This is a genomic window from Chitinophagaceae bacterium (assembly GCA_016713085.1).
Lineage (GTDB): Bacteria > Bacteroidota > Bacteroidia > Chitinophagales > Chitinophagaceae > Lacibacter.
The window spans coordinates 771,017-787,064 of sequence record JADJPV010000002.1 but is presented as its reverse complement, the minus strand read 5'-3'; the positions used below and the strand labels follow the sequence as shown (position 1 = coordinate 787,064).

The window sequence follows — 16,048 nt, the reverse complement described above, 5'->3', positions numbered from 1 at the left end:
ATTATTTATTGCTTTGAAAAATTAAACAGCAGCGTTCCTGTTACAGGTGCAGGAGCAATTGCATTCAACTGACTTTGCGGCCCCATCACTTTTGCATCCTGAAATTTTGTGCCGATAGCGCTGATACCTGTAAAGAATCCAATTGTATTTCCGGGAAATGCCGGAAGCGTATTCATGTTTTTAATCCCTGCCTGTTTTGCAGGCTGCAGCATCTGGAAGAATACCTGTTCATCTTTTGCATACACTGTAAAATCAGTTTCCTTATTCTGAACTGTAATCCAATACAATTCCGAATGCCATCCTTTAAATTCAGGATAATTGTAAGACTCCCCGGTAATAGTATTATTATATTTCTTCTCCCACACATTCAGTTGATTTCCTTTCAACCGGTTCTTCCACACATGATAAGGGCCACGACCAAGCCATTTCATACCGGTAATTTTTTCTTCGGGATATTGAAATGTAATTCCCAGGTACTCCATTTCTTTTTGAATGCTGTATTGATAATCTAATTGCGGCAGTTTTCCCTTTGCAAAGGTCCACTTTACTTTAAACTGATCATCTCCCTTATAAACAGGTTCAACAATATACTCATCGCCCTGCTGATAGGTTTTAAATTCAGCTAATGATAAACTTACACCTGCCAATGAAGGACCATTGCTCAGTGAAATTTCTTTATTCCCATTCAACACCTGTTGCAGAAAACCGGTTTGTTTATTAAACCTGTACACAATTCCATCACAGGCTACAGAAAAATTAATTTCATTATCCTCAGTAGTAATTATTCCTGACGACAGAAAAGCATTCGCCTTCTCTGCAATTTGTTTTGGAGAATGAATTGCCCAGCTCCATGTATAAATTTCTTTTCCTTTTGGATCTTTTGCAGTAAGATAGATTGCATCGGCATTACTGAAATTCTTATCCAGTTTAAGATTCAGGCTTCCCTTTTCACCGGGCAGTAAAGAAATTGCTGCAATTCCTTTTGAGAGAATAGTTGCTGCTCCTTTTGCAGAAGCAGGGAATTGTATTAGCTGCCATTGAAAGCTGCATTGATTTAAATTGGTAAAGCTGTACAAATTTTCAACAGGTATTCTTCCATCAAAATTTGCAGGTAATTTTTCCAGATTAATTTGTACGGGGCTCCAGATTTCTTTAATGGTATAATAACTGCCTTCCTTTTCACGGTGTGGCCCAACAATACCATCAGGTGCCTGGTTACCCGCCACATCCATTTCATCATTTTTATCTTTACGCATAATGCCTTCATCATGCAGTGCCCATAAAAAACCACCGGCAAAATAAGGATGCTTTTTCATCTCATTCCAGAAATCATCTAAGGCTGCACCATGTCCTCCATCAAATAATCCATGCATAAATTCAGTTGGAAAAAAAACTCAATTCGGATTTAATACTTCATTCTGCACATACTTGTAATCTGGATAATGTTTGGTATTGGTTTCATTAAACCTTTCCCATGGATGAATGACCAATCTTTTTTGCGGATCGTACAAAGCATAATCATTATCCAGTCCCCTGTTCCATCCACCTTCATTTCCATTATCCCAGATAACGATCGATGGATGATTTACATCCCGAATAACTAACTCTTTAACTAATCTTCTTCCAACCAAAGTATCATAAGCAGCCTGCCATCCGGTTAATTCATCCAGCACATATAAACCAAGCGAATCGCATAAATCCAAAAACTCTTTATCAGGTGGATAATGACTCATGCGTACAGCATTCATATTCATATCCTTCATCAACGCAATATCCATCAGGTGAATGTTACGACTTAATGTTCTTCCAGTTTCTGGCCATTCACTGTGCCTGTTTACTCCTCTGAAAATTACTTTCACACCGTTTACATAAAAGCCATCTTTTGGTTTTAACTCAGCTGTTCTGAAACCGAAACGTTGCTTGATTGTATGAATGATCTTTCCATTTTGTTTAATGGAGATAACAACCCTGTATAAATTAGGCTGCTCGGCATTCCATGTTTTGATATTGCTGAAATGGTTTTGCAAAACAGTTTCACCATTCGCACTTAGAGCAAACGGTTTACCAACTGCTTTTCCATTTAATTCCTGCACCTGTGCTTCAACTGTTTGCTGTTGTTTGATATTATTGGCGAAAACGTTTACAGAAAAATCACCATTGGCTTTTGCATGTATGGCAACCCGTTCAATATGTGTGATTGGTAAAATTTCTAAATACACAGGCCGAAAGATTCCACCAAACAACCAGAAGTCGGCTTTTCGTTCGGCACGGTTCACAGATTCATTGGAAGATTTCTTACTCACTGTTACTTCCAGTAAATTTTCTCCGGATGGTTTCAGCAGCTTTGTAATATCATACTTGAATTCATAAAACCCTCCCTGATGAACTGCACCTGCAGACTTCCCGTTTATCTTCACTTCTGTATCTGTCATGGATGCTTCAAATACAATTACTACTTTTTTATTTTTCCACGAAACCGCTGTATTGAATCTGTATTTATAAAACCCCTGTTCATCGGGGTTTACAGAATCTTTAAAATAATTATAAGTACCAAAGCCCTGCTGTTCCCAATTGGAAGGAACCTGGATCTTTGTCCATTTGCCACTGTTCATTCCTTTGCTGCACATAAAATCCCAACTTACAGTATGGTCTTTATCAATGCCGGATAAATACTGAATGACCGTTTGCTGTGCATGTAAAAAAATGAAACTAAAAATGAACAGGAGAAGCAAGCATGTTTTTTTCATACAGCCTTAGATTTGAAATTATTTTTTGTTATAGCCTGCTTCTGTTTGTAACGCTTCAATGGCATTGAGTAAATACACAACCGGAGCATTCCAGTTAATGGCAATTTCATTGGAAGCATAAGAACAATCATGATCTGTATATGCAGTTTCAGGTTCAGTAAATTTATAAGTACACTTATCCTGCCTTGCAGGATTAGGACCGCCTGCTACCAAACCCGGTACCGGTTCAGCAATAGCATCAGCTGTTGACTGACGATGGTGAGGAAACATTGTTGGCTTACTTCCAATGCCAGTTATAAAACAATAGCCGGTTGCATTTCTGCCAAGTAAATAATCGACATTTGTCAGAGAATAGTCAACATACTTTTTTTCTTTGGTTAAAAGATAAGCTTTGATTAAAAGCATTCCCTGGTTAGCTGCATTGGAATTACTGCCCCAGTTAAAATCTCTTACCGATTGCCCCATTACTGTATGAAATGCATTCACATTTGTTTTATCAATATAACTGTCTGCAATGCTGATGATTCGGTTCCTCATTTGAGTAAGTGTTGCAGAATAGGTAGCAGGAAGTTGATCTCTAAAATGCAGGAAAGAATAATAAGCCATCATGCCCACACTTCCCCAGTTGGGTAAATTGACGTTATCTTTTAAATGATCTTCTACCACTTTATAAAAACGATTATCTCTTGTGGTTAAAAATAATTCTGCAGCTGCCCAAAGCCATTCATCGCTAAAATTTCTGTCGCCATAACCGCCGGTAGTAATAGCAGGTGTAAACTTTTTATTGATACTGTTCTGGTCATATTCCAATGCCGGATTCAGTAATGCCCATTCCCATGCTTTTTTTGCAGCAGTAATACAACTGTCTGCCAGTCCGGGAAATTGTTGTTGAAAACTTTTCAGGATACGGCCTGCCTGTGCAGTTACTGCTGCAAAATCAAGAGTGGCAGCAGTTCCTTTCTGTACAACATATCTTTTTGATTTTGTAACACCGGGCATCACCATTCCATCAAAGGCTGCATTGGTGCATTTATTATACACACCTCCATCATTTGGATCCTGCATGGTCAGCATCCAGCGAAGATTATAAATGGCTTCATTTAAAATATCAGGAACAGCATCCTCACTTTCAGGAATATTTGTTTTGAGCTGTTGAAAGTATTCCAGAAAATCTTCATACGCTGAGAAGATTGTACCCATGGTAATACCGGAGTTAACAATGTACTTGTTATAATCACCTGCATCGTACCATCCTCCCGGAGTTGAAATGATTGTGCCTTCAGGCCGTTCCTCACCTGCAGCTGAGGGATGAATGTATACCACATCATCGGGATGAAAGCCTGTACGTTGCCACTTACCAGCATACTTTTCCTCCAGCGGCATAGAAGTCCGCTGAAAGTAATAGCCTTTCAGTACAGCAACGGCTGCATTGTGATTTACATTGTTTTTTATTTGAAATGGATATGAATGATTTAATCCATTAACGACCCTGTATTTTCCGGGCCTTGTAAAAGAAGAAAAATCAGCGATCCTTGTTTTGGTGGAAGAATAGGCCGACTGCTTTACTGCACTCAATACACCTGTAAAGAAAGTGTCCTTTAAGTTTTCCGTTGTGAGGTAGAATTCTTTTGAAGAAAAATGGTTTGTTATGACTGCTGATTTTGGTGCATTGGGATAAAACCCCTCCTGGTTCAGTTTAATATCATTAGATAATGATTGGGAATGTATCTCTTTGCAGGAAACAAATTGCAGTGTAAAAAAAATCAGTACTATTTGACCTTTCATCATCCACACCCTATCCGTACAATTCTTTAAAAAAAACATGTCTCTCTTTTTTAAGCTGTAAAACGATACCTGTTTTGCAAGTAACTGTTTAATGTACAATGAGAATTGAAGATACCAAACCCGCAGCAGTTGCAGTAATACTAATTCTGCATTTTATTGTATTAAATTCAGCAGTATGTTTTCAGAAAGTACCCGTGTAAAAAGATAATTATTCCGGTATTAATTTCCTTTCCAGTTCTTCCAGTGATACTCCTTTTGTTTCGGGAACTTTTGTGAATACCCAAATCATTTAAATTTAACGAAAAAAAGAGCTTTAACTCAATCAATTCAGTTTATTTCGGAAACATTGTGAAAATGTTCTTACTTTATCGCCTGATTACTGCAAATACAATTGCTTCGAATGAAATCTGATAACATAACCATCAAAGATATTGCACAGGCGCTCGGGCTTTCCAATTCAACTGTATCCAGGGCTTTACAGGACAGTTATAAAATCAGTGAGGCCATTAAGAAGAAAGTGCAGGATTATGCACGTGAAAAAAATTACCGGCCCAACCTGGTAGCACAAAGCCTCAGAAGTAACAAAACAAGAAGTATCGGCATTTTAATTCCTTCCATCCCCAATATTTTCTGGGGTGAAGTGATTAACGGAATAGAATCTGTTGCACACGACAAGAATTACCATTTTTTGATTACACAAAGTCTCGAATCGTATGAACGGGAGCTGGAGAACCTGGAGCACCTGATGTGGCGCTCGGTTGACGGGCTGATGATTTCTCTTTCAACAGAAACAGAAAACCTGGAACACTTAAAAAAAGTACACGAAAAAAATATTCCGATTGTATTTTTCGACAGGGTAACCGATGCCATTGAAACACACCAGGTAAAAACAGATAATGCTGACGGAACTTACAAAGCAACAAAGCATTTAATCAATAATGGTTATAAAAGAATTGCTCACATTACCAGTCCGCCAAACATTTCCATAACAAAAGAAAGGCTGGAAGGATACTACAGGGCATTAAAGGAATTCAACATAGAAGTGAATCCTGATTATGTAAAATACTGTTACCACGGGGGAATGGAAGTAAATGAAGTGGAAACAGTTTTGGACGAGTTGTTGAGTTTAAAAAAAGCGCCTGATGCTGTGATTGCTGCATCTGATCGTATTACCATTGCAGTACTGGCATTGCTGCAAAGAAGAAAAATCAGTATTCCAAAAAAACTGGCAGTAATTGGTTTTACCAATTTTACTGCACCTGAAATTTTTAATCCGCCGCTTACTACGGTAAGACAACCTGCCTTTGAAATGGGGAAACTGGCAACAGAATTACTAATCCAGCTAATTGAAAGTAAACGGCCCGTAACAAGCTTTGAAAAACGGATTTTACCAACAGAAATGTTTATCCGTGAATCAACCAGCAGAAAAAAATAGTTGTTTATCTTAAACGATATATACAATTAAACTTCTTGCACCATGTGCACCAATCACCAATGACTGTTCTATATCAGCTGTTTTAGATGGGCCTGCAAGAAAAACACCGAATCCTTCCTTAGCTGTATCAACCTGTTTATATGCATGATGCATGGTTGTAACAATACTGTTTCTGTCAATTACTATAACGAGATGCTGACAAATAAACGGCAGTAACCTGTTACCCATCTGGCTTTCGTATAACCATACTGAACCATTTTCGGCAACGCCCAATGTTGCTTTGAGATAAGCAACTTCAACTGCTGCCAATTCAGTTGCAGTTAATGCAGCAATAGAATTATCCACTGTTCCAATTTCTGCAATTCTGTTCACCACCACTTCACCTGCTGCTTTTTTAGCTTCCAATTCTGTCTTTAATGCATCAAGATCAGTTAGTTCAATTGCAGTGCCACCAATACTTTGCAATACAGTTTTGAATTGCTGCACAATGTCATTATACTGAATCACTTTAGCACTGTCAATTACCGGTAATTCAACAAGTGCCGGTTTATTCGCTGTAATGGCTTTTAATATATCTTCTCTTGCACTCATGATTTTTTATTCTTGATGTACCAATCTCTGAAACTTTGTTTTGGCGGAGCTGGCATTTCCCGTTGTTTGTACCAGGGATTAAGTTTATTGTTTAATACAAAAGGAAATAAACGCATTACTGCCCTTCCTGCTCTTCCTGCAAAACGATAGATAGCAGGATGTGCCAGTACAAAAGCCATTCCTTTTAATCCTATTTTTTTAGTTGTATCCACATAACCTTCTGCAACCAGTACCTGCCGCCATTTCCATAACTGTTCATGGATATCAATCTTCACCGGGCATACATTGCTGCATGATCCGCAGAGTGTAGATGCAAATGGAAGATCAGCGTTTGCACGCATATCAATATTTGGATTGAGAATGGAACCGATTGGTCCTGCAACTGCAGTATGATAACTGTGGCCGCCGCTTCTTCTGTAAACAGGACAGGTATTGAAACAGGCAGCACAACGGATACACTTCAATGAATTTCTGAAATCGGCTCTGCCCAATTGTTTTGTTCTTCCGTTATCAACAATTACGAGATGCATCTCCTGTCCTTCTCTCGGCTTCTGAAAATGACTTGAATAAGTTGTGATCGGTTGACCTGTTGCGCTTCTTGCAAGCAAACGGAGAAACACAGCAAGATGTTCAGCCTTAGGAATAATTTTTTCAAAACCCATGCAGGCAATATGAATCTTTGCAGCATGTGTGCCCATATCTGCATTGCCTTCATTGGTGCAAACAACAAAGCCCCCTGTTTCTGCAACAGCAAAATTTACACCTGTGATTGCTAATTCTGATTCAACAAATTTTTTACGGAGATGCTGTCTTGCTGCTTCTGTTAAATATTGCGGATCGTTATTTCCTTTCTCTGTATGCAGGTGTTCATGAAAGGTATCACTCACATCTTTTTTCTTGAGATGAATAGCGGGTAATACAATATGACTCGGCGGTTCTTTTCTGAACTGTACAATCCGTTCGCCCAGATCTGTATCCACAATATCAATTCCTTTTCCATGCAGAAATTCATTCATGCCGCATTCTTCTGTGAGCATGCTCTTGCTCTTCACTATTTTCTGAATCTTATTTTTCTGAATGATATCGTATATGATCCGGTTATGTTCTTCACCATTGGCAGCCCAGTGAACAGTAATTCCGTTTGCAATAGCATTCTTTTCAAATTCAACTAAGTACTGATCAAGATTGGAAAGTGTATGATTCTTTATTTGTGAGGCCCATTCTCTTAACTGTTCCCATTCAGGTAAGCCATGAGCAGCTTTATCTCTTTTCTGTCGTACAAACCATAAGGTATCATTGTGCCAGTCGGTTCTTGGCTCATCAGCAATGAATTGTTCCGCAGCTTCTGCATGTGTTAATACTTTACTCATGCGTTGCCGTTTAAAATTTCTGCAATATGAATGGCTTTGATCCTGCTGCCATCCCTTTTTAAGATTCCTTCCAGGTGCATTAAACAACTTTCATCATAACCGGTGATATATTCAACGCCGTTTGCTTCATGTTCTGCAATCCTGTCCTTGCCCATCTTCACACTCACTGCTTCTTCAAATACACAGAAGGTTCCGCCAAAGCCACAGCATTCATCCGGTCTTGCAGGTTTACTCAACTGCAAACCTTTCACCATACTCAATAATTTTTCAGGCTTTGAAAATTCAGGGGCAACCAGTTCACTCATAGAAGCAACATGCAATCCACGCTGGCCGTGACAGCTTGTATGCAATCCAACTTTATGCGGAAAGGAAACATCGAGCTGTTCAACTTTTAAAATATCCACTAAAAATTCTGTGAGTTCATATACATGTTTACGGATATGTTCTGCTTCACCGGGAAACTGATCATCCTTTAAATGTTCTTTGAGATGCAGTACACAACTTCCTGATGGGCCAACCACATAATCGAAGCCACGGAAATTGGCAACAAAATTTTTATCGCAATCTTTACTTAAGGAAGCAAAACCGCTGTTGGCCATTGGTTGTCCGCAACAGGTTTGGTTCAACGGAAAAGAAACATCACAACCAAATTTTTCCAGTAACTCAAGTGTAGCAATTCCTATCTGTGGGTAGAACTGATCAATATAGCAGGGTATAAATAATCCAACTTTCATGTGTTCATTTTTAACTGCTGAAATCTATGCGAACTCAGATATGCTGTAATCCTGAATAATATTTCAATTCAATAATATCAGATGGTAATGGTTTGCTGTTCCAGTGTTCATGCATCACCAATGCTGCACCCAATGAGGAAGCCTGTGCAACTGATGCTGCAAAGATTTCAACTTCAGGAAAGAGATCTGCCAGCATGTACATAAAGATCGGGTTCTTACTGAAGCCCCCATCAACAAATATCCTTTTCACGGTAGTCCCTTTCAGGACCAGGCTGGTGCTGTAATATTGCTGAACAATAATATCAGCAATCAGCTGATGGTATGCCTGCTCATAACTTTTAAAAGAGCGCAGATCCCTGCCTTCAAAAACAGATTGCTGAAGCATCACATCATTATTCACTTTTTTTAAATAATCTTTTAACTCATCCGGACGTTTCATCAGTTTCACATCGCACTCAACCTGTTTGTAATGATCAACCGCAACACTAAAATGTGCTGCCAGCCGTTTCGTTTGCTGTTCATGTTCATACCCTGCAAACAAACGGGAAGCCTTAATAGACTTTGCCTGGAAAGATAGATAACTCAAACAATCATGATGTAATTCATAATCACTGAGCTGTGAATGATTAAACGGGTTTAATGTAATACACCATGTACCTGTTGAAAGCAGGATAAATGGTTCATGAAGAGAAGTGAGATAAGGAATCAATGCAGAAGAACTGTCGTGCAAACCAATCCCAACAGGAATTTTTTTATTGATATAACCTGCAATGGAGTCGCAGGGAACAATGGGTGGCAATTTTTCAGCTATCCCCTCCTTCTTTACCCATTGATGATATTTTTTACCCTGGAAATTCCAGAGATTGGTATGACAACCAACGCTGGTAATATCTGTATTTACCTTTCCTGAAAGAATGAAACTCAGGTACTGCGGAAGATGAAGTGCATATTTAATTGCAGCAAACACTTCAGGCTTTTCATACTTCAGGCGGTACAACTGCATGCCTGAATTAAGATTACCTAAAACAGGTGATGCTGTATCCTTCGACACTTTGCTTTCTCCTCCGTAGGTATCATAAAACTGTTTCTGTAATTGAGGCGAATAGGGTTTGAGATAATTATATAAAGGCGGAATGACCTTCAAATCTTTATCGAGATAAACAAAACTTGCTCCATAGCCGGAAAAGTTAACGGCTTTAATATGAAAGCGTTCATCTTTTGTTATCGCCTCAAAAGAATCTTTAATCCATAGTGTAAGTGCTGAAACATCCTCGCAGGGAAAACCATCTTCATCTGTTGTTTCACTGAACTGCTGACTTTTTTCAAAGACTACTTTATAATGCTCATCAAACAGTAAAAGCTTTTTATTGGTTTTGCCAATATCAAAAATTGCTATGACGGCCTCTCCGTTCATTATAATCCTGTTGCTACAGTTTTGCTGCCTCTTTCTTTTATTAACTGATCCCTTAATTTCTGTTCACGGAAATATTGTAAAGGATATAATGCAGCGCCGCTTCTTAATCTTGCTTCTGCAACAAGCGCCCTTAAATCAGTGCGGAAAGTATGCTGTAAAATTTCCTGTGCTGCCACCACATCATTTGCATCCTGGGCCGCATTTAATTTTTTACGGTCAACCGTTAATGCCTGTGCATAAGAAATCATAATGGCTTCAACTGATTGTAATAAATCTTCCAGTGGATCTTTTACATTATGACTTGCATCAATCATCCAGCCAAGATCAGTTGCATGATCCATTCCTCTTGCATCCATTCCTTCAACCAATTCATTGAAAATTAAAAACAACTGGTATGGTTTGATGCTTCCGCATGTCAAATCATCATCACCATATTTACTGTCGTTAAAATGGAAACCGGCAAGTTTACCTTCCATCAAAAGAAGAGAAACAATCTGTTCAATATTTGCATTCGGCAAATGATGACCAAGATCAACTAATGTATATGCTTTCGGTCCTAATTTATTAGCGTATAATAAAGACTGTCCCCAATCTCCTACTGTCATTGAGTAGAAGTTTGGTTCAAATGCTTTGTATTCAACAAACACTTTCCAGTCAGCAGGTAAAGCTGCATAAATTTCCTGCAGGCTCTCTAATGTATTCTGAAATGCTTTTCTGAAATTCAACTGGCCCGGGAAGCAGCTTCCATCGCTTAACCAAACTGTTAAGGCTTTTGATCCAAGTTCAACGCCATGTTTAATTACTTCAACATTATGTTCAATAGCCTGCTTACGTACAGCTTTATTTACATGCTGTAACGAACCAAACTTATAACTCAGTTCCTGGTCTTTCTGATCCTGAAATGTATTGGAGTTCACTGCATCAAACTTTAAACCCAGTTGTGCAGCCATTGCTTTAATAGAAGCATAGTTATCAGGAATATCCCATGGAATATGCAGGGAGATAGCGCCACTTGACTGGTTCAAAGCATGGAGCAATCCAACATCTTCTAATTTCTGTTCTAAACTGCCCGGCTCACCTGCTCCTGCAAAACGTCCGAATCTTGTACCACCTGTGCCCAGTGCCCAGCTTGGAATTGCTACCTGGAAGTCAATCAGTTTCTGTAAAACCTCTTCAACATCTTTTATTTCTGAAGCAATGAAATCAAATTTCCGTTTGTGATCAGCTGCATGCAATCCATTGAATTCAGCGATCTTGTTTTTTTCTATGAACATACACTCAATTTTATAATATCTAAGTTAGTCAATTTAGAAAAGGGGGCCGAAAGGGAACTAACAACCCGTTTGTAAACGAAAGGACTATGAGAAAACTGTTTAATTATCTTACACACGCAGTTGCTACACCGCCATCTACATTCAATACATTTCCGGTTGATTTACCTAATAAACCACCTGCAAAGGCAAAACATGCATTCGCAATATCTTCCGGCAAAATAATTTCATTCAGCAAAGTTCTGCCTGCATAATAGGCCGGCAATTCTTCAATGCTGATACCATAAGCTTTTGCCCTTCCTTCGGCCCAGCCACCGCTCCAGATATTACTGCCTGAAATCACTGCATCAGGATTCACCACATTCACACGAATCTTATCTTTTCCCAATTCAGCTGCATTCAATCTGCTCAAATGTAATTGTGCAGCTTTTGCTGAACCATAACCGGCATTGTTCGGGCCGCTTACCAATGCATTCTTGCTGACGATGTTAAGAATATCTCCACCAGTACCCTGCTTACGCATTACTTCAACTGCTTTTTGAGTAACCAGGAACTGGCCCTTCACTAATACATCATATAATAAATCCCAATCTTTTTCTGAATGATCTTCGATAGATTTGGAAATAGACAATCCTGCATTGTTCACCACAATATCTACACCTCCAAAAGCCAGTGCTGCTGTTGCCAGTGTTTGCTGAATGGTAGCATCGCTTGTTACATCCAGTATATCAGCAGCTACAATATCTTTTCCAAACTGTTTTACAAATTCATCTTTCGCTTCTGCTAAACGATCTGCATTCATATCGTTTAAAATTACACAGGCACCTTCTTCAGCAAATTTTCTTGCAATAGCTTTTCCAATGCCGCCACCGCTGCCGGTGATCAATGCAACCTTTCCGCTTAAGGATTTAGGTTTCGGCATACGCTGCAGTTTTGCTTCTTCCAGTAACCAGTATTCAATATTAAATGCTTCCTGGCGTAGTAATGAAGTGTATTCAGAAATGGCTTCTGCACCCTTCATTACATTAATGGCATTGATATAAAATTCAGCTGCTACCCTTGCAGTTTGTTTATCCTTTGCAAAGGTGAACATACCAACACCGGGATACAGAATCACAACCGGGTTAGGATCACGCATAGCAGGACTGTTTGCATGCTTACAGCCATTATAATAGTCAGCATACATTTTACGGTATGCTTCAAATAAAGGAGCAATTTTTTCTTTGATCTTTTTAACATCACTTAAATCTTCAGCTGCTGTAAGATTTAATACCAGCGGAGAAATTTTGGTACGTAAGAAATGATCAGGGCAACTTGTTCCCATAGGAGCCAACCGATCCAGGTCATTGGAGTTGATGTATTCCAGTACTCTTGCATCATCTGTAAAGTGACCGATCATTCTGTTCTCTGATGAACAGAAACCTCTTAACACAGGAGCTAATGAAGCAGCCTGTTTTTTACGATCTGCTTCCGGTAGAGAAGCTAATTTTTCACCACCAAATACAGATGCCTGTTTTTTAATATTATCCTGCAGGTATTCAGCACAACGCTCAATAACTTCCAGTGTGTTGATATAAGATTCGTATGCAGTATCGCCCCAGGTAAATAAACCATGTGAGCCGAGCATGATGCCACGGATACCTGGATTTTCATCAAGGCATTGTTTTAACATCAGCCCCAGTTCAAAACCGGGCTTCTGCCATTTTACCCAACCTATCGTTCCGTTGAATAATTCCTTGGTGATCTTTTCACCATCCTTTGCTGCTGCAATGGCAATGGCTGCATCGGGATGCAAATGATCAATATGTTTAAAGGGAAGAAAACCATGTAATGGCGTATCAATGGACGGAGCCTTTGATGAAAGATCATAAATGCAATGATTGAAGAGTTCAACCATTTCATCTTCATGTTCCAGCCCACGATAAATATTTTTTAAACTGCGTAAACGGTCAACATACAATGCAGCTAATCCATTTCTTTTCATGGTGCCGAGATCGCCACCGCTGCCCTTCACCCACATTACTTCCACTTCTTTTCCTGTTAACGGATCTTTGGCCATTGCTTTACAGGAAGTATTACCTCCGCCATAGTTGGTTAAGCGCAGATCGGCGCCTAATAAATTAGAACGGTAAACCAGTAAGGCAACTTCATCACCTGCTAAGCTTGCTGCTTTCGCATCATCCCACAAATAGCTTACGTGTTTATAATTTTTTGTTTCTACTGACATAACTGATTCTTTTATGTTTATTAATGCAGACTGTTACCATACCCTACCAGTAATACGGATAGAATAATAATGATAATTCCCGCTGTTACGGTTGTTATTGTTTTTTTGCTCACGCCTTTCCATTCTTTCAATACAAGACCCCACATATTGGCAACGAGAATAATAAAGGCCATATGGAGTATCCATGAACTTGGTCCATTTCCTAATTTACTTTCGCCCATACCATAAAAGAAGAACTGCAAAAACCAGGTTGTACCTGCCAATGCTGAAAACAAGTAGTTTTTCAGCAACGGTGTTTTCTGATTGGTATAATCGCCGAATGTTTTGTTCCGGGCATTGAGAATAACACACCAGATAAAATTAGTGGTTAACCCTCCCCAGAGCAAAACAATATAAATAACATTGTTGCGGTATAGGAATTCACCTTCACCGGGATTAGCCGCTTTCCACGCTTCATTTGCTACAGTTGCCATTGACTGACCGGCTTCCAGTCCAAAGTTAAAACATGCACTCAATACACCCGATACAATGGAAACAAACATACCCAGTGCAAACTTGTATTCAGTTTTCACTTCTGCACCATGCGGATCAGTTACAGTCGTACTGATCTGTTTTTCTTTCAGCATACCGGCCCTGCCGCTGATGATGATACCTATAATACAAACCAGTAAACCGGCTAAAATGGTTAAGCCCCAGGTGGAGCCAATCATTGCGCTGAACGTATCTTTTCCCTCAACCGGATTGAAATCATAATAAATGGCAGGAATAAGAGCTCCAAAAACCATACATAATCCAAGGATAATACTGCTGCCAAGCGATACACCGAGATAACGCACTCCCAACCCATAAGTTAAACCGCCAATTCCCCAGAGCACACCAAACATGTAAGTGAGTCCAAGAGCCGAACTGGCAGAACCTCTGATAATATCAGCAAAACCGGGAATTGTAAGATATGCTGCAACGGGGGGCACAATCAACCAGGAAAACAAACCACCAACAATCCAGTAGCTTTCCCAATGCCAGCCCTTGACTTTCTTGTATGGAATATAGAAACTTCCTGAAGCAAAACCGCCAATGAAATGAAAGATAACGCCTAATAGAACCTGCATTCGTTAATTTTTTATATAGCAAAGATGAATGGGATAAAATTACCGTCTCCCTTTCCGATTACTGTCATGTACCATCATGTTTCTTTTTTGATTTACAAGCGGGATTGAACCTTTTCGATTTTATACTTACCTTTTGCCCTTAAATAACCCCGGCAAATAACCGGATTCTGTAATTACTGACAAAACGTTCCGGCTTCATGTCTACTGACAATATATACAGGCATATTCTGATTGATGAACAGTCCATCACTCCAAAATATGTGCAGCTGATCAACTCCATTTTAAAGGGAATTGAACAGGGTAATATTGGCAAGGATTACCAGCTCCCTTCAATTAATGACCTTAGTTATGAACTTGACATTTCAAGGGATACAGCAGAAAAAGCCTACCGGCAGCTGAAACTGCTGGGTGTGGTTGGTTCTGTTCCGGGAAAAGGATACTTCATTTCCAAAATAGATGTGAAGCAATCCATCAGGGTATTTCTTCTGTTCAATAAACTGAGCCTGCATAAAAAGATTATGTATGATTCTTTTGTTGAAACACTTGGCGACCAGGCAGCCATTGACTTTTATATTTACAACAATGATTTCGGGCTGTTCAGAAAACTGGTTCAAAACAGAAGAGAAGGTTATACGCATAACGTTATTATTCCCCATTTCCTCGAAGGCGGTGAAAAAGCTTTTGAAGTAATCAATGAAATCAAAGAAGGGGAACTGATCTTATTAGACAAACTCATTCCGGGAATCAGTACCGGTCATGGCGCTGTATATGAAAATTTTGAAAAAGATATTTTTGAAGCCCTGAAAGAAGCCCTTCCCAAACTCAGCAATTACCATACACTGAAACTGGTTTTTCCTTCCTATACCTATTTTCCGAATGAAATATTAAAAGGATTTGAACACTTCTGTATTGAATATGCCTTCCAGTACAAAATTGTACATAATGTGGAAGAAGAAGAAATTGTGGATGGCGATGTATTTGTGAATATGATGGAAGACGACCTGCTGGTATTGCTTGATAAGATACAGGCTACCAAATTAAAAGTGGGAAAACATATCGGCATCATTTCTTATAACGAAACTCCCTGGAAACGCTTTTTAATTGATGGCATCACCACCATTTCCACTGACTTTAAAAAGATGGGTGTACTGGCAGCACAAATGGTTCTGCAAAATGAACGGAAGCTTGTTGAAGTGCCGTTTTCGCTTACGCTCCGGAATTCTTTATAAGCAGCAAAACTTTTTATAAAAAACATTTACATCACATTGTAAATTCAATATATTTACAATGTCTCATTGATGTATACCGGCACACAACAGTCTTCCTGATATTGCCTCTCCCAGTTGCCGGTTGCAGATAAGTCTC

At 39.2% G+C, this 16,048-nt stretch carries 12 protein-coding genes; 2 read left to right on the top strand and 10 right to left on the bottom strand.

Annotated elements, in window-relative coordinates:
* Window positions 1–5: 5 nt before the first annotated feature.
* Genes IPK31_16285 through IPK31_16275 form a run of 3 tightly spaced genes read right to left on the bottom strand, consistent with a single transcriptional unit; the run spans window position 6 to window position 4,532 of the window.
* Window positions 6–1,373, bottom strand: coding sequence for a hypothetical protein (locus IPK31_16285; GenBank protein MBK8089368.1), 1,368 nt, complete (start codon window positions 1,371–1,373; stop codon window positions 6–8).
* Window positions 1,374–1,394: 21 nt separating this feature from the next.
* Complete coding sequence (locus IPK31_16280) at window positions 1,395–2,747, bottom strand: hypothetical protein (protein ID MBK8089367.1); 1,353 nt, start codon at window positions 2,745–2,747, stop codon at window positions 1,395–1,397.
* 18 nt (window positions 2,748–2,765) lie between these two features.
* Entirely contained in the window at window positions 2,766–4,532 is a 1,767-nt protein-coding gene (locus IPK31_16275) for a glycoside hydrolase family 9 protein (protein ID MBK8089366.1), read from the bottom strand.
* A gap of 400 nt (window positions 4,533–4,932) precedes the next feature.
* Here IPK31_16275 and IPK31_16270 point away from each other — a divergent pair, with 400 nt between their 5' ends.
* Entirely contained in the window at window positions 4,933–5,967 is a 1,035-nt protein-coding gene (locus tag IPK31_16270) for a LacI family DNA-binding transcriptional regulator (protein MBK8089365.1), read from the top strand.
* A 9-nt stretch (window positions 5,968–5,976) separates the two neighbouring features.
* Here the strand turns inward: IPK31_16270 and IPK31_16265 are convergent, their stop codons facing one another.
* From IPK31_16265 to rhaT, 7 genes are all read right to left on the bottom strand, one after another.
* Complete coding sequence (locus IPK31_16265) at window positions 5,977–6,558, bottom strand: LUD domain-containing protein (GenBank protein MBK8089364.1); 582 nt, start codon at window positions 6,556–6,558, stop codon at window positions 5,977–5,979.
* Window positions 6,555–7,928: a lactate utilization protein gene (locus IPK31_16260; GenBank protein MBK8089363.1), complete on the bottom strand. Its 1,374-nt coding sequence runs from the start codon at window positions 7,926–7,928 to the stop codon at window positions 6,555–6,557. Before IPK31_16260 ends, IPK31_16265 begins: the two co-directional genes overlap by 4 nt.
* Window positions 7,925–8,662, bottom strand: coding sequence for a (Fe-S)-binding protein (locus tag IPK31_16255; protein MBK8089362.1), 738 nt, complete (start codon window positions 8,660–8,662; stop codon window positions 7,925–7,927). The genes IPK31_16260 and IPK31_16255 overlap by 4 nt, the downstream gene beginning before the upstream one ends.
* 34 nt (window positions 8,663–8,696) lie before the next feature.
* Entirely contained in the window at window positions 8,697–10,076 is a 1,380-nt protein-coding gene (locus IPK31_16250; GenBank protein ID MBK8089361.1) for a carbohydrate kinase, read from the bottom strand.
* Window positions 10,076–11,350: a sugar isomerase gene (locus IPK31_16245; protein MBK8089360.1), complete on the bottom strand. Its 1,275-nt coding sequence runs from the start codon at window positions 11,348–11,350 to the stop codon at window positions 10,076–10,078. Before IPK31_16245 ends, IPK31_16250 begins: the two co-directional genes overlap by 1 nt.
* Before the next feature lie 103 nt (window positions 11,351–11,453).
* Window positions 11,454–13,574, bottom strand: coding sequence for a bifunctional aldolase/short-chain dehydrogenase (locus tag IPK31_16240; protein ID MBK8089359.1), 2,121 nt, complete (start codon window positions 13,572–13,574; stop codon window positions 11,454–11,456).
* 20 nt (window positions 13,575–13,594) lie between these two features.
* Window positions 13,595–14,683 carry an L-rhamnose/proton symporter RhaT gene (rhaT, locus tag IPK31_16235; protein MBK8089358.1) on the bottom strand — a complete coding sequence of 363 codons (1,089 nt, stop codon included), beginning with the start codon at window positions 14,681–14,683 and terminating at the stop codon, window positions 13,595–13,597.
* Window positions 14,684–14,880: 197 nt separating this feature from the next.
* Here rhaT and IPK31_16230 point away from each other — a divergent pair, with 197 nt between their 5' ends.
* Window positions 14,881–15,912: a GntR family transcriptional regulator gene (locus IPK31_16230; GenBank protein ID MBK8089357.1), complete on the top strand. Its 1,032-nt coding sequence runs from the start codon at window positions 14,881–14,883 to the stop codon at window positions 15,910–15,912.
* The last annotated feature ends 136 nt before the right edge of the window (window positions 15,913–16,048 follow it).